General features: G+C 45.1%; 19 protein-coding genes and 1 riboswitch. Of the genes, 13 read left to right on the top strand and 6 right to left on the bottom strand.

All coding sequences use genetic code 11. The features are described from left to right. Positions 1-62 precede the first annotated feature (62 nt). Positions 63-809: a YqcI/YcgG family protein gene (locus IEW26_RS06660; protein ID WP_188591784.1), complete on the bottom strand. Its 747-nt coding sequence runs from the start codon at positions 807-809 to the stop codon at positions 63-65. Between the two features lie 408 nt (positions 810-1,217). On the opposite strand from IEW26_RS06660, the gene IEW26_RS06665 reads away from it, so the two are divergent. Then, positions 1,218-2,660, top strand: coding sequence for an amino acid permease (locus IEW26_RS06665; protein ID WP_188591785.1), 1,443 nt, complete (start codon positions 1,218-1,220; stop codon positions 2,658-2,660). A 116-nt stretch (positions 2,661-2,776) separates the two neighbouring features. Here the strand turns inward: IEW26_RS06665 and IEW26_RS06670 are convergent, their stop codons facing one another. Beyond that, entirely contained in the window at positions 2,777-3,370 is a 594-nt protein-coding gene (locus tag IEW26_RS06670; protein WP_188591786.1) for a TetR/AcrR family transcriptional regulator, read from the bottom strand. A 198-nt stretch (positions 3,371-3,568) separates the two neighbouring features. Between IEW26_RS06670 and IEW26_RS06675 the strand changes: the two genes are divergently transcribed. From IEW26_RS06675 to IEW26_RS06685, 3 genes are read left to right on the top strand one after another with little or no spacing between them, the layout of a single operon-like run. Continuing rightward, positions 3,569-4,228, top strand: coding sequence for an SDR family NAD(P)-dependent oxidoreductase (locus IEW26_RS06675; protein ID WP_188591787.1), 660 nt, complete (start codon positions 3,569-3,571; stop codon positions 4,226-4,228). 39 nt (positions 4,229-4,267) lie between these two features. Continuing rightward, positions 4,268-4,912 carry an NAD(P)H-binding protein gene (locus IEW26_RS06680; RefSeq protein WP_145401904.1) on the top strand — a complete coding sequence of 215 codons (645 nt, stop codon included), beginning with the start codon at positions 4,268-4,270 and terminating at the stop codon, positions 4,910-4,912. A 54-nt stretch (positions 4,913-4,966) separates the two neighbouring features. After that, positions 4,967-5,599: a DsbA family oxidoreductase gene (locus tag IEW26_RS06685; protein WP_145401905.1), complete on the top strand. Its 633-nt coding sequence runs from the start codon at positions 4,967-4,969 to the stop codon at positions 5,597-5,599. A 135-nt stretch (positions 5,600-5,734) separates the two neighbouring features. Here IEW26_RS06685 and IEW26_RS06690 read toward each other — a convergent pair whose 3' ends face one another. The 3 genes from IEW26_RS06690 to IEW26_RS06700 form a co-directional block, all read right to left on the bottom strand. Further along, on the bottom strand, positions 5,735-7,243 hold the full coding sequence (locus IEW26_RS06690) for an amidase (protein WP_188591788.1): 1,509 nt from the start codon (positions 7,241-7,243) through the stop codon (positions 5,735-5,737). Positions 7,244-7,493: 250 nt separating this feature from the next. Continuing rightward, positions 7,494-8,474 carry a DMT family transporter gene (locus tag IEW26_RS06695; RefSeq protein ID WP_145401907.1) on the bottom strand — a complete coding sequence of 327 codons (981 nt, stop codon included), beginning with the start codon at positions 8,472-8,474 and terminating at the stop codon, positions 7,494-7,496. Between the two features lie 144 nt (positions 8,475-8,618). After that, a riboswitch (FMN riboswitch) is annotated at positions 8,619-8,776 on the bottom strand. 83 nt (positions 8,777-8,859) lie between these two features. Then, complete coding sequence (locus tag IEW26_RS06700; RefSeq protein WP_188592367.1) at positions 8,860-9,363, bottom strand: DinB family protein; 504 nt, start codon at positions 9,361-9,363, stop codon at positions 8,860-8,862. 159 nt (positions 9,364-9,522) lie between these two features. Here IEW26_RS06700 and IEW26_RS06705 point away from each other — a divergent pair, with 159 nt between their 5' ends. The 9 genes from IEW26_RS06705 to IEW26_RS06745 all read left to right on the top strand — a co-directional run bounded on the left by IEW26_RS06705 (position 9,523) and on the right by IEW26_RS06745 (position 21,855). Further along, entirely contained in the window at positions 9,523-10,107 is a 585-nt protein-coding gene (locus IEW26_RS06705) for a CGNR zinc finger domain-containing protein (RefSeq protein ID WP_145401909.1), read from the top strand. 213 nt (positions 10,108-10,320) lie between these two features. Then, a complete protein-coding gene (locus IEW26_RS06710; protein ID WP_111271949.1) occupies positions 10,321-11,694 on the top strand; it encodes an amidohydrolase family protein in 1,374 nt (457 codons plus the stop codon). A 323-nt stretch (positions 11,695-12,017) separates the two neighbouring features. Further along, the gene (licT, locus tag IEW26_RS06715; RefSeq protein ID WP_145401911.1) at positions 12,018-12,857 is read left to right on the top strand and encodes a BglG family transcription antiterminator LicT; all 840 of its coding nucleotides are present in this window, start codon (positions 12,018-12,020) and stop codon (positions 12,855-12,857) included. Positions 12,858-13,003: 146 nt separating this feature from the next. Then, positions 13,004-14,869 carry a beta-glucoside-specific PTS transporter subunit IIABC gene (locus IEW26_RS06720; RefSeq protein WP_145401912.1) on the top strand — a complete coding sequence of 622 codons (1,866 nt, stop codon included), beginning with the start codon at positions 13,004-13,006 and terminating at the stop codon, positions 14,867-14,869. Between the two features lie 24 nt (positions 14,870-14,893). Beyond that, on the top strand, positions 14,894-16,348 hold the full coding sequence (locus IEW26_RS06725) for a glycoside hydrolase family 1 protein (protein WP_188591789.1): 1,455 nt from the start codon (positions 14,894-14,896) through the stop codon (positions 16,346-16,348). 520 nt (positions 16,349-16,868) lie between these two features. Then, the gene (gene bcaP / locus IEW26_RS06730) at positions 16,869-18,278 is read left to right on the top strand and encodes a branched-chain amino acid transporter BcaP (RefSeq protein WP_188591790.1); all 1,410 of its coding nucleotides are present in this window, start codon (positions 16,869-16,871) and stop codon (positions 18,276-18,278) included. Between the two features lie 198 nt (positions 18,279-18,476). After that, positions 18,477-19,568: a hypothetical protein gene (locus tag IEW26_RS06735; protein WP_188591791.1), complete on the top strand. Its 1,092-nt coding sequence runs from the start codon at positions 18,477-18,479 to the stop codon at positions 19,566-19,568. A gap of 34 nt (positions 19,569-19,602) precedes the next feature. Then, positions 19,603-20,529 (top strand): tyrosine-type recombinase/integrase, encoded by a 927-nt coding sequence (locus IEW26_RS06740; protein WP_188591792.1) that lies wholly within the window; start codon positions 19,603-19,605, stop codon positions 20,527-20,529. 66 nt (positions 20,530-20,595) lie between these two features. After that, on the top strand, positions 20,596-21,855 hold the full coding sequence (locus IEW26_RS06745; RefSeq protein WP_188591793.1) for a chromate transporter: 1,260 nt from the start codon (positions 20,596-20,598) through the stop codon (positions 21,853-21,855). A 245-nt stretch (positions 21,856-22,100) separates the two neighbouring features. Here IEW26_RS06745 and IEW26_RS06750 read toward each other — a convergent pair whose 3' ends face one another. Then, positions 22,101-23,030 (bottom strand): L-lactate dehydrogenase, encoded by a 930-nt coding sequence (locus IEW26_RS06750; protein ID WP_111273308.1) that lies wholly within the window; start codon positions 23,028-23,030, stop codon positions 22,101-22,103. Positions 23,031-23,080: the final 50 nt, after the last annotated feature.

Raw genomic sequence — 23,080 nt, forward strand, 5'->3', positions numbered from 1 at the left:
GTGGCTGGTATACAGCTTATTCGAGGGAGAGCTTGTTTAGAATACCTCGCTTACGAAGGATATTATTCTTTTTCCTGCTGTTGCAGGGATCGCAGAAATGGGCATTTAGTGGGAGCTGTATCATCGTCGCGAAGGAAATACTGTTTATACTCCAGATTTCCCTCGGCTCCGTATTGCTTTAACTCAGGATGCGCGGGAATAGTATCGTACGCAGCGAGACGAGCACGGATTCTAGGCCCGATTGCGGCAGCTCGCTGTGGCTGCTCATTCCACAAATCAAGTACCCAGCGTGGGGTCATAGCCAGCATGAAATATGGAAAATGTCTGCTTTGTCTCGCAGTATGTGCTGGTGTGCCACAGTATACAAAGTAACGTTCATCATTGTAACAAAATTCCCACAGCGGATTTTCCGGGTCCTCTGGAATGTCTTCTGGCCAAGGTGTGTTATCCATGCTTCGAATCTCGCTTAGCAGACTCCAGAACGACTTTTCATAAGTAAGAACATCCTCGGTATGCTCCTCTTGCTCGAAAAAGATGACCAGTGATGAGTAATCTCCGAATGAACGCGAGGAAGCTCCGTATTCCTGCACCACACGAGACAGCTGCTCAGCCGGAGTTGTTTTGCCGGATCGGTTTATAAATCCATAGCGTAGATGGCCTAATGCGTATGCCTGTGTAGCAGGAATGCATGGAAAACGGGCTTCCCGATCACTCATCTTCTTGGAGAAGAGATGGTGAGCATCTTTTTTCCAGAGATCAAGAGCTTCTCCGTTATGTTCAATGTCAGCAGAAGAAAACAACAGTTGCATCAACAGTCCTCCTTTTACTTACAGGATATCGGCCCGGAAGGAAATTGGTGACTGTCCACTGCATAGGGAGCTCTTTTTCAATTGGAGCAGCAAATATAACAAAAAAAGAGCCCGATTTTCGGGCTCTTGCTTTGGCATAACCAGTACAGTATGCAGAGATTTATTGGCGATGCTGATTTGAAAGCTGCCGAAAGACTGGCCTTGACCTTGAATCGAAATGTTAGGTGTGTTGTACGGCTGGTCGATGTATGAACTGTGTTGTGAAGAAGTATTTAGGTTCCTCCTATGTGTTTGAATTTACCTGTATATTATGATGTTAGATTTTTAGAAAAATTCAGTGAGATGTTTTGGTCTAAGAAGGGTACGCTACCTTTTAATGATTAAATAACATCGGAAAGGATTGACGAAATGTCACAGGGCTCAACCAATTCCACAGCAGAAAAGAAACTGAAATGGTGGCAGCTCAGTTTGTTAGGTGTAGCGGGGACGATAGGAACCGGATATTTTCTGGGCTCAAGTCTGGCGATTTCAATTGGCGGCCCAGCTGTACTAATCGCGTATGCTCTGGCCGCTGTAGGTACATATATCGTTTTCGATGCTCTGGCACGAATGACCTCCAAGCAACCAGAGCAAGGCTCGTTCCGCTCTTATGCGAAGAAGGCATTTGGCGCTTGGGCAGGTTTTGCCAGTGGCTGGGTCTACTGGTTTTCCGAATTGCTTATTATGGGGAGTCAGTTAACGGCGTTATCTATATTTTCACGTTTCTGGTTCCCGTCAGTGCCTTTGTGGATTTTCGCTGCAGGCTTCGGGCTGGTTGGATTATGTATTGTTTTCTTTGGAAACAAGGGTTTCGATCGGGTGGAAAATGTACTGGCTATCATCAAAATTGCCGCGATTATTATGTTTTTAGTTCTTGCCATCGCTTTGCTCGCCGGCTGGATTGGTGGTACAAAGTATGCTCATAAAGTGCCTATGGACATGGCTTCTATTTTTCCTAAAGGCGGTCTGGGATTGTGGTCCGCATTTCTGTTTGCGTTTTATGCTTATGGTGGAATCGAAGTGCTAGGTATTATGTCATATCGACTAGAGAAGCCGGAAGATGCACCAAAGGCGGGCAAAGTCATGCTTACTGCGCTGTCTATTGTATATATCGTATCCATCGGACTCGCACTTACGATGGTTCCATTAAGCGCGTTTAATCCTAAGGAAAGTCCATTTGTGCTTGCACTAAGCAGTGATCATCTCGCCTTTGTACCACATGTGTTCAATGGGGTATTGATTGTTGCCGGATTTTCCACAATGACAGCATCGCTCTATGCGGTAACGTCCATGATGATTACACTTGCACAGGAGAGTGATGCTCCACAGATATTTTCACGGAAATGGAAGGACAAATATCCCCTTTTTGCACTTTCTTTGATTGGATGCGGTTTGATCGGAACGATTATAATGTCACTTCTTTTACCAGGAAAAGTATACGAATATATAACTACTGCTGCGGGGTTAATGCTGATGTATAACTGGCTGTTCATCCTGCTTTCTTCAGCTCGCTTATTGGAATCACGAACGTTGGACGTACTCAAACGGTGGACAGGTCTTGTATTAATCAGCTCGGCTGTAATAGGAACACTGTTTCACAGCCTGAGTCGGCCCGGTTTTTTTATCAGCTTGCTATTGGTTTGTCTGATTGGCATAAGTGATTTCATTGTGCAGAAAATGCGAAAGAAAAAGGGAATGCCAGAGGGTACCTGTCAACAAGACATGAATAACCCGGTAGAGGACAATGCTCATGCACAAGGCACTCGCTTTCATATCACAGGGCTTCGAAAGCAAAAAAGCAAGATAAAGTGAAGCTTCTATACGGGCAGATATTATAATGTCTACGCGGAGAACAGAACAGGAGCCCTCATTCGAGGGCTCCTGTTCTGTTCTATCTCCCCGGCTATCGTTCATAAGCATGGATCACTTTAACCGTCGTTTGAAATACCTGCGGCTTTTAAGTGTCCATGAGTTAGAATTTTTCCGAATTGAGAAGCGAGTTCATTTGGAGTATACGAAAAATCATTTTTAACCCACCATATTACAATGCCCATAAAAGTAGATGCGATATATTGGAGCAATAAGTCCTTTGAAATCTTCAGGGGCGTATTATGCAAGCCATCTTCCACTGTATTTTTTATAATTTCTTCCATCTTTGATTGAAAACCATATATTCTATTCTCATCCAGTAACAGTGCTTTGTAAAAGGGAATATTGTCCTTAATTTTCTCAAGTATGGTTTGCATTAATTGTTCAAGCATAGTGCCGCTTATAGGAGATTTGCTGCTTGAACAAAGAGTGAGTGTATTATTTAATTCTTCTAATAATTCGTCCATAGATACATTTAACAAATCGGGTTTGTTCTGATAATGAAGGTAAAATGTATTTCGGTTTATCATCGCTTTATCAGCTATATCTTGAATCGTAATCCCTTCATATCCCTTTTCATTAAGAAGTTCTATAAACGCCTTTTTTATCGAATGTTTGGAGCGAAGGATACGCAAATCGGTTTTTTTGTTCATTATGACTCCATTCCCTTAACTTTTTTTGTTAGATATACGACATTTGGACTCAAACTGTATTTTATCTCTCAAAATCAAAATTATTAAACATTGATGGCTGACCTTTTATTAATCATAATAAACAAAAGATAAATATACAACACGTTGACCATTATTTATCTGGTTGATAATTAACTCTAACTAAAGGAGAGATTTTAAATGAAAACGATAGCGATTGTTGGAGCAGGAGCAGGTTTAGGAATGTCCATTGCAAAAAAATTCGGACAAAATGGCTTTCGCGTAGCGCTTATTGCTCGAAATGTAGAAAAGTTGAACCAACTGGTTATTGAATTAGAACAATTGGGAATCGAAGCTGCCTCATTTCAAGCGGACATATTGAATAAAGAACAAATTGAGAAGGCATTTGCTGCTGTTAAAGAGAAGTACGGATTTATTGATGTTCTTGAGTACAGTCCAACGCCGAGCTTTGACTCTGTAGCGCCAACATTAGATGTAACTGAAGAAAATGCGTTATACCAATTTCAATATAATGTTTTAGGTGCTTTATCGAGTGTTAAACAAGTACTTCCGGATATGTTGGATAAGCAAAGCGGTGCTCTGTTATTTACAACTGGAGGTGCTTCAGTCCACCCGGTTCCAAGGATGGGTAACGTCGGAATTGCAATCTCAGGACTTCGTAATTATATCTTTAATTTGAACAGCGAATTAGCAGACAAAGGAGTTTATGCAGGTCACCTTTCGATCGGAATCTGGATGCAGCCGAATTCAGGAGTTCAGGATAAAATCGCTGATATTTGGTACGACATGTACACTAAAAGAGATAGAGTAGAAGAGTTTGTAACTGAAGATAAAGTTTAAGTTCAATAATTTATGTTAAAGGAGATATAAGAAAAAAATATGAATATCACTATTTTTGGTGCAAGTGGTGCAATTGGACAGCTTGTAACACAACTAGCTTTAGATCACGGAGATTTCGTTACGGCATACGTTAGAAACCCCCAAAAAATCAGCCTCAAACATCCAAATTTGAGTCTTGTACAAGGGGAACTTTCAAATAGCTCAACCATCGAGAAGGCCGTTGCCGAATCCGATGTCGTAATCAGCACATTGGGGCCAGGATCCGATATGTCACGAAAGCTTAAAGGCACACCGATTGCTGACGGACACGAACTGATCATTAAGGCTATGAAGAAACATAACAAAAAAAGGTTCATTACACTTGCGACGCCAGCTTTGCAATCCGATGACGATAAGAAAAATGTGTCCACGATACTTCCAGGTGTTTTAGCCAAAGTGCTCCTTCCAAACGGATATGCAGAAATGAAGAAAATGGAAGGAATGATTAAGAAATCGAATCTTGATTGGACAGTCGTTCGAATTATTAATCCCAATGTTAAATACACAGGGCAGTCTTATGGCTATTCCTTCGGAGATCAATCGGCTAAAATGTCTGTTTCCAGAGAAAATGTTGCTAAATTCATGTACTCTGCTGCTCGTGACAAAAAAATGATTAAAAAAATGCCTATTATTTATAACAAATAATAGAGGCAAAAATGCAACTTTCAACTATTAGTGGTTAGTGAAGGAGGATTCAAAATGAAAATTGAAATATGGTCGGACTATGTTTGCCCATTTTGTTATATTGGGAAACGACGATTAGAGTCTGCACTGGAGCAATTCGGCCATCAGGATGAGGTGGTTATCGAATATAGAAGCTTTGAACTTAATCCGCAAGCATCCATGTACTCAGGCAAAAATATGCATCAAACACTTTCTGAAAAACATGGTATGAGCATTGAGCAAGCGAAAAAAGCAAATGCTGAACTGGGACAACAAGCGGCTATAATGGGTCTCGTGTATAATTTTGACCAAATGAAGCCCACCAATACGTTTGATGCTCATCGTTTAACCCAATATGCCAAATCTGTGGGTAAAGATCAGGAATTAGCAGAGAAGCTGTTCTATTCTTATTACACGGATGCCAAGCTAATTAGCGACCATGATACTTTAGCAGATATTGCAGAATCCGTTGGAATGAATAGGGACGAGTCAATGGCCGTTCTCCATGATTCCTCCAAATATGCTGGCGAAGTGCGTTCAGATGAAGCCGCCGCAAAACAATTAGGGATTACAGGAGCACCTTTCTTTGTCATTGATAGAAAATACGCGGTATCTGGCGCACAACCAACAGAAGTATTTCTAAAAGCTCTTAACCAAGCATCGCAATAAGCAATAAAGAATACATCATAATTATTATGTAAACTAATATGCGTTTTCTGAGCCTAAGAGCCGCCGAGCGAGTTTCAAAAGGAGAGGCCAAAAAGCCAGCAGAATCTGCTGGCTTGATCGGGATTTGTCCAAGTTTTAAGTATTGCTTGAGCCAGGAAACATCGGATTTCCCTTCATTCCAATCCACAGTTCCGATGTCTCCAGCTGTCGGGCCAGATGTAATAACCAGTCTTCACGGCCTTTGGTCGCCATAACTTGAACGCCCATCGGCAGCCCTTCTGCAGTTAAATGCAGTGGAAGACTTATGGCGGGCTGCCCTGTTAAATTCGCGAGCTGCGTGAACGGGGTGTAAGTAAGACTTGGCTCGAACATATCATAGATCAGCTCTTGCTGTGCTGTTTTGTCGAGATCACTGACAGCCATTAATTGCTGAATGCGCTCTGCATGAGGTGTTAGTTCTCCAACCCGTGGAGCGGCAAATGCATTAACAGGGGAGATGTAAAAGTCATACCGTTCAAACAGCGTGGACATCTGCGCAGCAGCTACGTCCCATTCTGCCAGGCTATGTACGAATTCGGCAGCAGACACTTTTTTACCTGCTTCGGCCAGTACCCAGGATTCTATCTCCATATCCTCGGCAGTAAGTGTACGGCCTATGCTATGTTCCATAGACGAGATCATTGCCGCCATCTCGCCGCTGTTCATCATATAATAGTTCTCCATCAGCCGCACGCCGTTGACTGGACTGAGCTTCTCTTCGACATGATGACCCTGAGCTTCAAGAAAACGAACAAGCTTCATTACAGCTTCTTTGGCATCTTCGCTGATAGGGGTGCCTACAGGAGAGTCCACTGTATAGGCGATTCGCCAAGTCCGTTGATGCGGATAATTCATATCCGCCAGATAACTTCCCGGGAATAATGGGGCATGAAATGCAGCCTCCGGCTGAAGGATCTGCAGCGTATCCAGCAGGGCGGCACTGTCTCGCACGGAGCGGGATAATGCAAAATCAATGGAAGCGCCTTGCCACTGTCTCCCCACACCCGGTCCAACCGGGGTACGTCCGCGTGTAGGCTTTAGTCCGAACAAACCGCTGAACGAAGCCGGAATGCGAATTGAACCTCCGCCATCGCTTGCACCGGCAAGAGGTACGATGCCTGAAGCAACAGCGGCAGCGGCCCCGCCGCTTGAGCCGCCTGGTGAATGATTCACATTCCACGGATTGCGCGAGGGTCCGTGCAGCCGAGGCTCTGTTATATTTTTCAACCCGAATTCCGGAGTGTTGGTATGACCAATAACAATAAAGCCGGCCTGCTGCAAACGAGTTACAAAGTTGGAGCTCCGCTTGGCGCGATGCTCGCTGAACAGATGTGAACCAGAGGTGAGAATCTCACCTTCCAGCGCTTGAGAGATGTCTTTTAACAGCAAGGGTACACCGGCAAAGGGCTGTTCCCCCGGCCGAACTGCACCGGCTTCCTGCCGGGCACGGGTCTCATATGTACGAATGACCGCATTCAGCTGCGGGTTAACTTCCTCCAGACGTGCGAAGGCGGCTTCGAGCATTTCCACGGGAGATACCTGCCGGGAGCGGATCAATTCAGCCAGCCCGATAGCATCGTAAGCAGTATATGTGAATGAAGACATGGGTTATCGTTCCTCTCTAATCCTTGATCATGTATTATACCAAGGTACACGAAATCTTCGTGTGCCATATCTCATCGTACCACCCCAAAGGACAAAAGACAAAACAAGCTGTAACGATAGAAAAAGCACGGCTCCCCTTGAAGGCGAAGCCGTGCTTTCGTTGAATTGTATTCTTTGCGTTTAGCCCTATGCGGCAAGATCTGCTTGAGAGATGTAAATCCGATTTTCGGTATCTCTGTTGTTGTGCAGGTTACTCCGTACGTAATTTTGGTGCAGCATCAGCAATCGGCACTGAACGTTCACGCTGTTTGGAGATGGCAAACAGGGCAATCCAGATCAGGATAAAGCCGATTAATTGTTCCCATGTTACCAGTGTACGGAAAGCAATCCAGTTCACAAGCACACCAGCCATAGGGAAACTAAGTTCTGCAAGTGTTGCAACAGACGCTTTGGTTGATGACAAGCCTTTGTAATATAGAAGCAGACTAAGCAAACCGGGCAACAAAGCCTGACCGAGAATATTCAGAATAACAGCAGTTTGTGCACCAGCACCGGCTGGTAGTGTCCACGGTGCGCCTTCATTCCAGGTCATAAAGATCAGGAGTGGAAGTGCAACGACAAAACGAAGGGCGGTCACTGTTTCATATCGAGCTTGCCCCAGCATCAGACGACCCATGACGGTTGAACCGCCCCATAACGCTGCCGCACCCAGAGAGAGCAGGCTGCCTGCATGAATCCAGTTATCCCAATTGCCCAATGGCAAGGTAAATCCGAATGTGAGTAGGTATGTTCCTGCAAGCGCAATAATGAACAGGCCGCCGAAATGACGCGGCAATGTTTCTTTCAATAACACTTTGGCGAGTACAATCGCAAAGAGTGGCTGCATTTTTTGCAATAACAATACGGTGTTGGGATCGTTATGAGTCAGAGCCAAAGTAAACAATACCGTTGCGAGTGCCGAGCCACCCCAGGAGATAAAAATAACAGCGATCCAGTGACGTGCGCGCAGCTGCTTCAGATCATCGCGGAATTTCCATAGTACCGGAAGTGCAACCAGACTCACGATAATGTGTTCTACGAGCACAATCTGTGTAGAGGTCATCGTTTCAAGCAAAAGGATACGGAATAACGGGTCTACACCCCAGAGAGCCGCCCCCAGTACGACAAGCCAAAAGCCGGTGTTGCTTCGTTCCTTGCGATAAAACGTTGATGCAGTTGATGTGTTTTCCATATTCAGGACTCCTTCGTCAGAACACGGAATCTTCAGTTGGCAAAATCGACAAAATCCCCCGTCTTGGCGTACGCCAAATAAACGGGGGATCATTCAAAGACAAGACGTCAGGGAAAAAGACTCCCGAAACAGGCCTGTCATTGTGTTGATCTTCTCTCATCCGGACTGTACCGTCGGCCTTGGAGTCTCACCAAGTCAGTCGCTGGAAGTCATCACAAGCACAAACAGCGAGTCGCGGGCTGGTTCTATCAAATAAGAACATCACCGCCGGTTGGGAATTGCACCCTACCCCGAAGATCCTATTCAATTCATTAGTATATTGAACAAGTTGTAACCTTATGAAGTTCATCTTATTCCTGAAAGCGCTAGCAGTTCAAGTGTTTTTTTAGAAAACAATACTCCAGCAGCCCTGTTGTCTGCGTAACTGCACAATTTGCCCTGCATGATAAGCATCGTGCAGAACCCACCGGGCAAGGGTGTGAGCCCAGTTTTGTTCGGAATCCATATAAGCTTCTTCGAGTTTAGCTTCCTGCAAGGTAGCAAGGGTATCGCGCAACTGCTCAGCCAGTTTAGTAGTTTGCTCCATCAGCTTGCTCCAACCGGCTTCGTTCAATGGATCACCGGAAATACCAAATGTAGCTACGTTTGAATCGGCAGCAGACACAGATGGAGTTTTATCCTGAAGACGATCCAAGATCCGTTGGTTGTAATAATACATATGATTCACCAGCTGCCATATGCTTAATCCTCCTGAAGGGGGAACCCAAGCTGCTTGCTCTGCGGTAAGGCCCTCAAGTGCCTTCGACAATGTAACAATCCAGTTGCATTGATCCCAGGTATCTTCTTTTTGAATAAGCAGCACATCTAATGCCGTTGTCGCTGACTTCATCTTTGGTTTCATTCCTCTCGTATGGACTCATTTCACTCTTATGTCTTGCTGGATGTAACTAGCTAACGAAGACTGAAATGGTTACAATAAATATACCACAATTCGAAGATTTGTAACCATCTTTTATGATTTTAGATAGTTACACAGGCGGAGGTATACATGGACAGATTATGGACCGATTTTGTGAACAGCGATTATCATGACTGGCGTGGTGGGGACCGATCAGAAGACAGGCTGGGGAAAGCAAGCTGGCAGCAGGATTTTTTGAATCGTTGGCAATTAGAAGCAACGGTACCCGCCTCGAGTGCGGAGGAATCGACGATGAGAAGTTTTAGAGATGAGTTACAGTCCCTGGCTATTCGCATGTCTGCTGGAGATCTGTTAACGGATAAGGATCAAACCTGGTTAAATGACTGTATGCAGGCAGGCGGGGTAACCAGAAAACTGATCTTACAAGAAAAAGGACTGGATGTTGTACTGGTTCCGATGCATGCTCATTGGCAGCAGGTAATCGCAGAAGTGGCCGCTGATTTTGCCATGACATTATTAAAGGGAGAAGGACAGCGCATTCGAAGCTGTGACAATCCGGATTGCCGCTGGATCTTCTATGATGATACCCGGAGCAGAACACAGAAATATTGTGATGACAAAATGTGCGGTAATCTCATGAAGGTTAGACGGTTTCGGGCTAAACGTAAACAGGCAACGAGTAAGGAACCTGGTGAGAAAAAAAATGAAATTTAACCTTTTAGTTTAACCTTGTACGATCAGTAAACAGCAACAGAGTAAAAGTGAGCTATACCAGAATTGATAAATATTAACACTTGATATATAATGGTTATATACTAGCGAAAATATAGTCATAAGCAAAAAGAAATGAAGCAATGTGAATCAGATCATTTCACAAGCCACTATGTCAGATCATTTTACAAACCAGTATGATGGGAGAGATGTCTCATGGGGACAGGTTATCTTTTGAAAAACGGTTGTGTATTATCGATGGATGCTCGTATTGGTCAGTATAACAGGGCGGATGTGCTTATTCAGGATTCTGTCATTGCAGCAATTCAGCCTGATCTGGAGGTATCAGGGCCCGAGGTTGAGGTGATTGATGCGTCAGACATGATCATTATGCCTGGACTGGTGGATACACATCGCCATATGTGGGAATCGCTTGTCAAGACAGCTGGAACGAACTGGTCACTGCCCGTGTATTTGCAGAATCTGTACTACGGCGCAATGGGAAGCAAGCTTCGACCGCAGGACAGCTACATTGCCAATTTGCTCGGATCGTTGGAAGCGCTTAACGCCGGTGTCACTACAGTACTGGATTGGAGCATGCCCTATTCGCCTGAACATACAGATGAATTGATTCGGGGACTGCAGGATTCAGGCATTCGGGCCGTTTTTGCTCATGGTGTACCGGGGGAGACCGAATATTGGAATCGGGAGAGCAAGCTCTCGTATCCAGAGAATGTCAGAGCGGTGAAAGAGCGTCATTTTTCCTCCAAAGATCAGCTGCTCACCTATGGTCTCGCCATCCGCGGCCCGGAATTCAGTCACTGGGATACCACGGTGCAGGATATTCGGCTTGCGGAAGAGCTGGATGCAATTTGTTCCATGCATGTCGGGTTTGGCAGCTGGGGGTCGGCAGATCGTTCGATCAGCCGAATGTATGAGGCAGGACTGCTCAGTCCGCGCATCAATGTGGTTCATGGCAACACAATGGGCATGGATGAATTTAAAATGCTTGCAGACAGTGGGGCCTCCTTGTCGGTTACCCCTGAAGTCGAGATGATGATGGGACATGGATATCCGGCTACAGGCTATTTTATCGAACATGGCGGTACACCAACCCTTGGGGTCGATGTGGTAACTTCGACAGGTGGCGATATGTTCTCACAGATGAAGTTTGCGCTGCAAGCAGAACGTTCCAGAACCAATGAGTCACTGCTGGCGCAGGGAGAAATGCCAGGGGAATTAAGTCTGCAAGCAAGTCAGGTGCTGCGCTTTGCAACTACGGCGGGTGCTCAGGCGTTAGGGCTGGAGCAGAAAACTGGTTCACTAACACCGGGCAAGGAAGCGGATTTGATCATGATTCGTACGACGGACCTGAACCTGTTCCCTGTGCATGATCCGATTGGTGCTGTTGTGCAATTTGCGAATCCGTCCAATGTGGATACGGTCTTTGTTGCTGGAAAACCGGTGAAGCGGGGTGGCAAGCTGCTGCATGTGGATCTGGATGCCATTCGTAGCAAAGCGATGCAGAGTAAGGAATATTTGTTGACGCAGTATCGGATGTCCGATGCGGACCGGGTTGTTTTTTCATAAAAGAACTGACATAAAATTAAGCAAAAGGGCCGTTTTTACAAAGCGGCTCTTTCTCATCTTATCTTTCTTCTCTGATCAATTATTCGTACATTGTTTTCACCACTTAATTGGGGGTGGAGCAAGCTATGTTGACAAATAGAACGCTTTCCACTAAGATAGCGATATAAGTTAATAATGAATATAATCAGGATTGTTACTGATCAGCAGGCAAGACCGATTGATAATGCAAACATGCAGAGCTATATTTTTTCATGTGTGCATAATTAATGGTCTTTTTTTTGTTGCTAAATTCTGTTAACGTTTCATTTTAAAAGGAGATTCCGATGAAGATCACACGAATTATTAACAATAACGTCGTCTGTGCGGTTAATGATAGGCGCCAGGAGATGATGCTTTTAGGCAGTGGCATTGGCTTTCAGAAGAAAAAGGGAGACGATGTGGACACCGTTAAAATTGAAAAGGAATTTTTTCTGAAGTCCAAAAACGTATCAGGCAAATTATATGCCCTGCTGGCGCAAATCCCAATGGAATATATTCGTGTGTCGGACAGCATTATTCAATACGCCAAGCAGTCCTTAAACAAGGAACTCAATGAAAATATATACCTGACGCTAACCGATCATATTAATTTTGCCGTGGCACGTTATAAGCAGGGCATGAACTTCAATAATGCTTTGTTGTCTGAAATTAAAGCGTTTTACTCCAATGAATTCCGTGTAGCTATGAAAGCTCGGGATATGATTAACGAGGAATTTAATATCACATTGCCCGAAGATGAGGCCGGATTCATTGCACTTCATATTGTTAATGCAGAGCTGGGATCTGAAATGGAAGAAACGATGAAGATTACGCAGTTTATTCATAAAGTCTTGAATATTATTCGATATCAGTTTAATATTCATTTTAATGAAAGCTCGCTTCATTATTCCAGACTTGTTACTCATTTGAAATTTTTCGCCTATCGCTTGTTTAATAATACGGTTGTGAAAAGTGGAGATAGTGATTTTCTTCATATCATTAAAGAGAAGTATTCGCAAGAATATCAATGCAGTCTCCGCATTGCACAGCTGATTCGAGTAGACTATGGAAAAGAGTTAACCGAAGATGAGTTGGTATATTTAACAGTTCATATCAAAAGGGTTATTGATGAAGAGAAGGATTGATTCATCAGCCCACTATAATGACTATACTAGGATTGTTACTGGTGAGGCAGGCAAGACCTAGAGTTCCATCGTGTATAGAGCTTATCTATATTCGATAGAATTCTAGGTCTTTTTTTATACCAAAAATATTTAAGGGGGAGCAGTACATGAAACATGAAAGCACAGCCGCCGAGATTTTAAAACTGGTCGGTGGAGAAAAAAACGTAGACAGTGTAACGCATTGTGCTACGAGACTGCGATTTAATCTGAAGGACGAGAAAGTCGCGAATGATGAAGCGTTAAAAAATGTACAAGGTGTTGTGGGTGTTGCCAGCAGTGGTGGGCAGTATCAGGTCATTATCGGTAACGAGGTAAATAATGTGTATAAAGCATTGACACAGCTGGGGAACTTCGCAAAAGATAATGATGCTCCGTCTGTGAAAAAAGGGAAACTAACGACGCTTCTGGACACCATCTCCGGAATCTTTACACCCATTCTGCCAGCCATGATTGGTTGTGCGATGATCAAAGCCGTTCTTCTAATTTTAAAAACGTTTGATCTCGTTGATCTGGAAGGACAATTCAATACGATTATGACCTTTATCGGTGATGCGGCGTATTACTTCTTGCCGATGCTGCTTGCCTGGAGTGCGGCCGTTAAGCTGAAAGCTAATGTGGGCTTTGCATTAACCATTGCTGGTGTTCTGTTGCATCCCACCTTTGCAGCTTTGATGACTGCTGGTAAGCCCGTTTCGTTTTTAGGGCTGCCTGTCACTCCGGCGACGTACACTTCGTCGGTTATCCCGATTATTTTAGCGGTATGGATCTTGTCGTATGTGGAACGCTTTGCCGAGAAATATTCTCCATCGGTTATTAAATCCATTCTTAAACCATTAATCGTGATTCTTGTGATGGCTCCACTTACGCTGATTGTACTCGGACCGATCGGTGCAATTGCGGGTAACTACCTTGCGTCAGCTGTTTCATTTGTCAATACACATGCAGGATGGTTAGTGTCCGGTATTATCGGCGGCGCATTCCCATTCCTGATTATGACGGGTATGCATTATAGTTTGGGACCTGTTGTGCTCACGGCCTATGCACAGACAAAGACGGATAGCATTGTTGGTCCAGGTATGCTTGTACACAATATATCTCAAGGTGCAGCTGCTCTGGCAGTCGCTTTACGAACTAAAAATAAAGCTTTTAAACAGGTCGCCTATTCTACCAGTGTAACTGCACTGCTCGGAATTACCGAGCCCGCTTTGTTTGGTGTCAATTTACGTTTGAAAAAACCACTGATTGCTGTTGTCATTGGTGGGATTGTAGCGGGTATATATGTCGGATTGTTCGGTGTAGCTCGATCGGCTTTAGGTATTGCAGGTATAGCTACGCTGCCAGCATTTATCACGGATCATCCATGGAACCTGGTTCATGCGGCAATTGGTTGTGTGATTGCATTTGTAGTTACATTCATCATTACTCTGATCCTGGGATTTGAAGATGTACCTGAGGATGGAAAGAATCAAAATACACAAGAAAAGTCTTCTTCAACGAATCGTGTGACGGTTGCCGACGTTTCGGAACACGTTCTTACTGCACCGTTAACAGGGAAAGTTTTAGAGTTATCCACGATAAAAGATGAAGCTTTTGCATCGGGGGCGATGGGAAAAGGAGTTGCCATTAAACCCGAGGTTGGAAAACTCGTTGCTCCTGCTGATGGAGTTGTATCTGCTGTATTTCCTACCTCTCATGCAATTGGAATCAGCACGAATCATGGTGCGGAGCTTCTCGTTCACATTGGCATGAATACGGTGAAGCTGAAAGGGGAGCATTTCAAGGTTCATGTCCAGGAAGGGGATGCCGTGAAAGCTGGAGATTTACTCATTGAATTCGATACGGATGCGATCGCGTCGAAAGGCTTTGATCTGACTACACCGATTATTGTAACGAATTCGGATGATTTTCTAGATGTAATCAGTACGGACAAAGCTTCGATTACGATTGGTGAAAGACTGATCAAGATTATTTAAAGATTAATTAAGGAGGAATGGTTCATGAATAATATTAAGGGTTTCCCGGATTCATTTATGTGGGGCGGTGCAACAGCGGCGAATCAATATGAGGGTGCCTGGAACCTTGATGGTAAAAAGGCTAGTACAGCTGATATGATGACAGGCGGAACCCATACGGTTCCCCGTCGCATTACCGTAACGACTGAAGAGGGAGTTCATTATCCTTCTCATGAAGCGGTAGATGGTTACCATCATTACAAGGAAGATATTCGTTTGTTTGCAGAGATGGGTTTCAAAAGCTTTCGGATGTCTATCGCATGGTCCAGAATTTTCCCTAACGGAGACGATGCAACCCCGAATGAAGCGGGGCTTCAATTCTACGACAATGTATTTAATGAGTTGAAAAAGTACAATATTGAACCGATTGTTACCATCTCCCATTATGAAGCACCATTTGCTTTAACGGATAAATTCAACGCTTGGGCTTCCAGAGAGATGATCGATTGTTACGTTCGGTATTGCGAAGCTATTTTCAATCGTTACAAAGATGTAGTGAAATATTGGATTACATTTAACGAGATCAATAGCCTGATTGTTCCAGCAGGTGCCTATCTGGCAGGAGCACTTCTCGTTGATAAAAGAGGCGGCGTATTTAACAATACAGCAGTAGACAGCACCCAGTTAAGATTTCAAGCGCTGCACCATCAATTTGTGGCGAGTGCCAAAGCTGTCAAGCTTGCACATGAGATCAATCCGGACTTCAAGCTTGGCTGTATGATCAATTACAGTCATGGCTACGGAAGCACGTGCAGACCGGAGGATATGTTACAAGCGCTAAGAATGGATCAAATCAACAACATGATGAGCAGCGACGTACAAGTCAGAGGAGAATATCCTGACTTTGCCAAGAGGTATTTTGAAGAGAAAAATATTCTCATTCAAATGGCCGATGACGATGAGCAGATTTTAAAACAAGGTTGTGTTGATTTCTATAGCTTCAGCTACTACAAATCTCATGTGGTGGGTACCCGACCAGAGGGCGATGAGACCCAAGGCAACGTTTTTGGCGGATTCAAAAATCCGTATTTGAAGGCGACGGACTGGGGCTGGCAGATTGATCCGGTTGGACTCCGGTATATTTTGAACCACGTATACGATCGGTATCGCATTCCGATGATGGTCGTAGAGAATGGTCTTGGAGCGGTAGATGTCGTTGAAGAGGATGGCACCGTTAACGATACGTACCGAATTGAATTTTTGCGCGCTCATATCGAACAAATGAAAGAAGCGGTTCGTGATGGGGTTAATCTGATCGGTTATACGGCATGGGGCTGTATTGATATTGTAAGTGCATCTACTGGCGAGATGGCTAAGCGCTACGGATTCATTTACGTAGATAAGGATAACGAAGGAAAAGGGACGTTGAAGAGAAGTAAAAAGAACAGTTTCTATTGGTATAAAAAGGTGATCGAGTCCAATGGAGAAGATCTGGGTTAGGATTAAATAACAACCGATGGAATGAAGCCGCTAATTTTAGCGGTTTTTTTTATATTCAAGCATATGTAAATCAACCATTGCAGATAGTAAGCCGGATGGACGTGTGGCCTTTAGACGGATTTTGGCGCGAAGTGACAGCGGAAAAAGACGAAAAAGTCCTCCATTTCTATAAGTGCAGATAACAATGGGTAGATAAACGTTTATCCGTTCAAAAATCCCTAAAAAAACTGCGCATAATATAAATTATACGCAGTTTTTATTTAAAGCGATTTTCATTCTAAGGCGCAGGCAACAGATCATGATAAATTTCGTGGAAAAAGGCCAAAATAAGCTGTTATCCAAAATAATTTTAATCATTCAACGCGATAACGTGTAGAATTCGATAGGTTTTTATAGATGACCGATAAGATAGAACAAATGAGTTTTTCGTAGAACAGATGAGATGAAACCATACCATGCTCCATCGTATTATGCGATAACACATAACACATTCCAGATTCATCATGAAAGGAACATGCCTATGCGCACAAATGAAAAATTCAGCTTATTATTCCGTAAAAAACCGATTGCCAGTGAAGGCAACGAGGGCGGTGCATTGAAGAGGGCCCTTGGACCTCTGGATTTGACAACGCTTGGAGTTGGAGCCATCATTGGCACAGGAATCTTTGTGCTGACAGGTGTGGCGGCAGCCAAGTACGCCGGACCCGGGCTGGTGTTATCCTTCCTGCTGGCTGGTATCATCTGTGCGTTTGCCGCCTTGTGTTATTCTGAATTTGCTTCTACAATTCCGGCATCGGGTAGTGCATATACGTACAGCTATACTGCATTTGGTGAAGTGATTGCGTGGATTTTGGGGTGGGACCTGATTCTGGAGTATGGTTTTGCCAGTGCGGCGGTAGCAAGTGGCTGGTCGGGATATTTTCAAACGTTATTGTCCGGGTTCGGACTGGAGCTGCCTCATGCTTTAACTAGTGCATTTAATCCGGAGAAGGGCACATATTTTGACATTACTGCGGCTGTAATTACTCTGATTATTACGTTTCTGCTCACTCGTGGCGTAAAGGAAGCCGCACGTGCGAACGGGATTATGGTAGGCATTAAAATTATTGTGGTGCTGATCTTCATTGGTGTCGGTGTGTTTTACGTGCAGCCAGCGAACTGGCATCCTTTCCTGCCATTTGGCTTTTCGGGGGTGACGGCTGGTGCCGCTACCGTATTTTTTGCTTATATCGGCTTTGACGCAGTTTCTACAGCAGCGGAAGAGGTGAAACGCCCACAACGGGATCTGCCGATCGGTATTATTGCGTCGCTTGCTGTGTGCACGATCCTGTATATCGTGGTGTCTCTTATCCTCACGGGCATTGTGCCGTTTAGCATGTTAAATGTAAGTGATCCGGTAGCCTTTGCTTTTGAATTTGTGAACTTGAATGGTTTGTCCTGGATCGTATCTCTTGGAGCAATTACAGGCATTACGACGGTATTGCTCGTCATGATGTATGGTCAGACACGTTTGCTCTACTCGATGTCTCGTGATGGTCTGTTATCTCCCGTATTCTCTAAAGTTAGCGGCAAAAGCCAGACTCCGGCGGTCGGAAGCTGGCTGGCAGGTATGATCGTAGCCTTGTTTTCCGGGTTTATCTCTCTCGGACATTTGGCTGAGCTCACGAATATCGGAACGTTATTTGCTTTTGCTGTCGTGAGTCTGGGCATTATCGTGCTGCGCAGAAATAACCCAGATCTCAAACGCGGCTTCCGGGTTCCGTTCGTACCGTTCATTCCCATTCTGAGCGCGATCGGTTGTGTATATTTGATGACCCGCCTTGCAGCATTAACCTGGATTACGTTTTTTGGCTGGCTGATTATCGGATTAATGATTTATTTTGCCTATGGACGTCACCATAGTCATCTGAATCCGCTTAGAAGAAAGTAATTTCTCGATAGTCAGTTATAGCTACTACTGTAATAGGTACTATTGTAAGATGCAATCTGCCCAATCCCTGTTTACTTTCGCTGGACGAAGGTGAGCGGGGATTTTTGTGTTCTGGATTGGGAGGGGTTGCGGCTGAGCCAAATATGAAATATATTTGGTGGGTATGATCTGCCACCAGAAGAAGAGAGGGGTTACTTTATGAATATACCATTACATAATAATATAAATGAGCACTCATCCCATTTTGCATTTGCACTCTCGGATTCATCCGTTCTCACCGAGGCGAAGCTAATCATATCGCATGGGGATCAAGCAGATGAATTGCTACTGGATATCGATCCGCGGTCACATCTCGAAGATGGTCGCAAGGTATCTGTCATTGCACAGCTATTTCAAAATCCGCTGCAGCGTGAGGAGGCCAGTGTTCTCTATGGACCTGAGCTGTCCTATGTACAATATGCAATCTCTCTAACAGACACTAGCAGCATAAGCATTGCGTCTATTCAGGGCGTAGACTACCCGATTACACTTGATCTCGGACCTTATATACCAGGAGATTATGAGGTTCGTATTGCGCTACACCGAAAAACACCTCGAATCGCTGAAGGTCCATTAGAACCCGAGCAGCTGGCGATGGTGAAATACGCACAAGTGAATACACTACATATCATGCTGTTTCCAGCAGAAGTTTCACAATTGGCTTCTTCATCTGCCGCAGTATGGACACGAAATCATCATGTGTTTGATTCCTATGGCAGAAGGGGTTTTATTCTTGCTGATCTGGAACGACTCCCTGGACGAGTAGAGGAGATGTTCGGGCCAGGTAATCATAATTTATTGGAACATTTTACTGAAGGACGGCTCGATCCATTGCTGGAAGAAGGACTTATGGCTATTGTATGGGGGATTACGCCATGGTGTTATTCGCTATACTGTCCACCAAACGAGCAGGCAGCTCAAGTGCTTGCGTGGGACAAGTTAGGGGAAGAGCCTGCAAGACAAGGGATATATTACATCGATCCCGAAGTGCAGCGTTTAAGTATTATTCCAGCGAATGAACTGGCTTTCTGGGCAAACTGTATTCGCAAAGAGTGGCCTGTCGTGGAGCTTTCGGGAGAAGGAGAGACGCTTCATCTGGATCTGTATGTGCAGATTGCCGAATCGGTGAATGGGCTGCATGAAAATCCGATTCCAACCTTTGTACTCACACGTAGCGAGGGTAAACCGGACATGATCATGCTTATGGCGAATGTTGTGATTGTGGAAGAGATTGATTTTCCAATGGCTTAAAGGTGCAGGAAATATCGATGGAGGTGACAAGCAGATGATGAACGACGAGATTCAGGAGCAGTACGCTGACGAACTGGAGGCATTTCATATCTGGATGAAGGATGCCGGTTATACTGGCCATACGGTTAAATCATACACAGGTGATGTGATGGAATTCCTCATTTCCATTCAAGGCAAATCGCTGGAGCAAGTGAAAAAGCTGCATGTGCTTTCGTATCTCTCCCGCGCACGGGAGCGTGGCGTGAGTGATGCTACCCGGAATCGTAAACATGCGGCAGTCAACTGCTTTTACAAGTCCCTCATCGAACTGGAAGTATTCACGAATAATCCGGCAGCGGGCATCAAAAAGTCCAAAACCGAGAAAAATCGGGCTCCCGTTTTCCTGGATGAAGGCGGATTGACTCGTTTTCTGGCTTCTGTAGAGGGCAAGTACCGTACACGTAATTTGGCAGTTTTTTTGCTAATGGGTTATATGGGGCTGCGGGTTGGCGAGGTGCATGCGCTGAACTGCAAAGATTATAATCCGGAGCGGCGTACGCTCGATGTATTTGGTAAGGGACGAAAATGGCGTTCCATCCCTGTGCCAGAAACTGTAGCAGACGTATTAACCCAGTCTCTTCAGGAACGGCTGAAGCCGTGGCGCGGCGAGAAGGAGGAGGCTCTGTTTATATCGCAAAAAGGAAAACGTCTGTCCATCCGCAGCATTCAGCTGATCTCCACAGAAACCTTCGAACGCTTCCAGCAGGAAGCGCCGGCTCACGAGCGACAAAGCTACTCCAGCCATAAGCTACGTCACTCGTTTGCGACGATGATGCTTCGGCGCGGGGCTGATTTGCGAACGGTACAGGAGCTGCTGGGACATGCTTCGATCCAGACAACAACGGTCTACACCCATGTCACCAGCCGGGAAAAAGAAGAGGCGATGGCTCTGCTTGAAGTTCAGCTTCCGGCAGTGAAATGAAAAGAAAGAGCGTAAAGTCAGCGACACAACAGCAGCATATTTATCTGCCAGGAGAGATGAACGAGCATGAATGAAAGAAAGCAGGCTGCAACTGTTCGAGATCGCGATGAACTTTCAACTCAATCTGAACTTCAACCTCAAGCGCAGCATGTTCAGCCAAACGGACTGCTGGCTGTATGGGAAGTGCTGATGGTTGCAACAAAATTAGGACTGACTTCATTCGGAGGCCCTACAGCACACCTGGGTTATTTTCACAACGAATATGTACGCAAACGAAAATGGATAGACGAGCACAGCTATGCTGATCTGGTTGGACTGTGTCAATTTCTTCCCGGGCCGGCGAGCAGCCAGGTGGGCATTGGTATTGGTGTCATGCGAGCCGGGCTGTTGGGTGGATTGGCGGCCTGGGTTGGCTTCACTCTTCCATCGGTGCTTGTCTTAATCGCATTTGCCTTACTGTTAAAAGAGGTTGATGTGAGCCACGCTGGCTGGATCAGCGGACTGAAAATGGTAGCTGTAGTGATTGTAGCTCACGCAATTCTGGGCATGGCCCAGAAGCTTACGCCGGATAAAGAGCGAATTACACTGGCCGTGCTTATCGCTGCCGCGGCGTTAGTGTGGACGGTGCCCTACAGCCAGGTCATGCTGATTGCGCTCGCAGGTTTGGCTGGATGGAGCATGTACCGAAAATCACCTGTTATTCCCGCTGCAACGATGAAAATCCCTATACGCCGCAGCTTTGCCGTAAGCTGCTTGGCCATATTTGCAGGTTTGCTCGTTGTGTTACCCGTCCTTCGCCAGACCTTTAACGTAGAGTGGATCGCTCTGTTTGATTCCATGTATCGTGCAGGCTCGATGGTATTTGGCGGGGGACATGTCGTGCTTCCTCTGCTGGAGCAGGAACTCGTGCCTCACGGCTTCGTGAGCAAAGACGACTTCCTTGCGGGTTATGGTGCAACGCAAGCGGTACCGGGGCCGTTATTTACGTTTGCTGCCTACCTCGGAGCTGTTTCCATGGGTGGAGGAGGGGCGATCATCGCCACAATTGCGATATTTTTACCCGCATTTTTGCTGATTATTGGAGCATTGCCTTTCTGGAGTGCGCTGCGCAGCAACTCTCACATGCAGGGTTCGCTTGCCGGGGTTAATGCAGGTGTCGTAGGTATTCTGCTTGCTGCACTCTATCAGCCTCTATGGACAACCGCTGTGCTGTCATCCGTTGACTTTGCACTGGCATGTATTCTGTTTGTGCTGCTTACCTTCTGGAAGTGCCCGCCTTGGGTTATTGTTGTACTGGGAATCGTTGGAGGCATGATCGTGCATTGAAAAAAATAGTGAACTTTTTGAAATAGACCGACGTAGTTTCCGTCATTATTGTTATGTAAACCAATTGTCGAGACTATTCAAAGATCAATTTTTAAAGTTGCATTAGATAAAAGTAATATTATACGTCAGCCTTTTGTTAAATCATGCGATACCATTGCTGGATATTCAAAAAAAGATCATGCAAAACTCTACTGCGGAGTGTTTGCATGATCTTTTTTATTGAATTCGTAAGGATGAACGCAAACTTATTCCAGTCCGGCAATTTGTTCCTTCAATTTGTTTGCAGAAGCCTGGAAGGCTGTTTTCTCTGTCTCATTTAATGGCAGCGGTAAAATTTCACGTACACCATGACGATCTACGACACAAGGCACACCCAGATACACATCGGAAACACCGTTGTAATCTTCAAGCAGTGTGGATACGTTCAGAACGGAGCCTTCATTGCCCAGAATTGCAGCTACAATCCGGTCGAGAGCCAGAGCGATAGCATAAGAAGTGGCTCCTTTTGCATTAATAATCTCGTAGGCTGCGTTTTTGGTGCTGTTAAAAATCTCTTGCTGGGTTTCTTCGTCAAGTTCCAGGTCTGTTCCCGCAACATTGGCGAGACTCCAGACAGGTACTTCGGAATCGCCGTGTTCACCGATAATATGAGCATGAATGCTGCGTGGATCAATGCCTTTATTTTTACCAATAAGATAACGGAACCGTGCGCTGTCCAGCAGTGTACCAGAGCCGATCACGCGAGAGGCCGGCCAGCCGCTTTGTTTCCAGGATGTATAGGATAAGATATCGACAGGGTTGGTCGCAATCAGCAGAATTCCGTGAGAGTTGACCTCCGTGATCCGGTCGATGATATCTTTGAAAATGCTTGCATTTTTTTTCAGCAGGTCAATTCGGGTTTCACCTGGTTTCTGAGAAGCACCCGCGGTAATGATGATGATGTCGGCATCTTTGCAGTCTGAATAGTCGCCAGCCCATACCTTAACCCCTCCGGTAAACGGCAGGCCGTGGTTCATATCCAGCATTTCGCCGGTAGCTTTATCATGATTCACATCCACGAATACGAGCTCGGACGAGCGTTGTCTGAGCATCAGCGTGTATCCCGTTGTTGTTCCTACTGCACCCATACCGATAATAACGACACGGCTAGGTTTCAATGCTGCATTGGTTGTCATGTTCTTATCCTCTCCTTTTAGGGTATACTACCATCCATATTAAGGGATTC

The sequence above is a fragment of the Paenibacillus silvae genome (assembly GCF_014639235.1).
GTDB classification, from domain to species: domain Bacteria; phylum Bacillota; class Bacilli; order Paenibacillales; family Paenibacillaceae; genus Paenibacillus; species Paenibacillus silvae.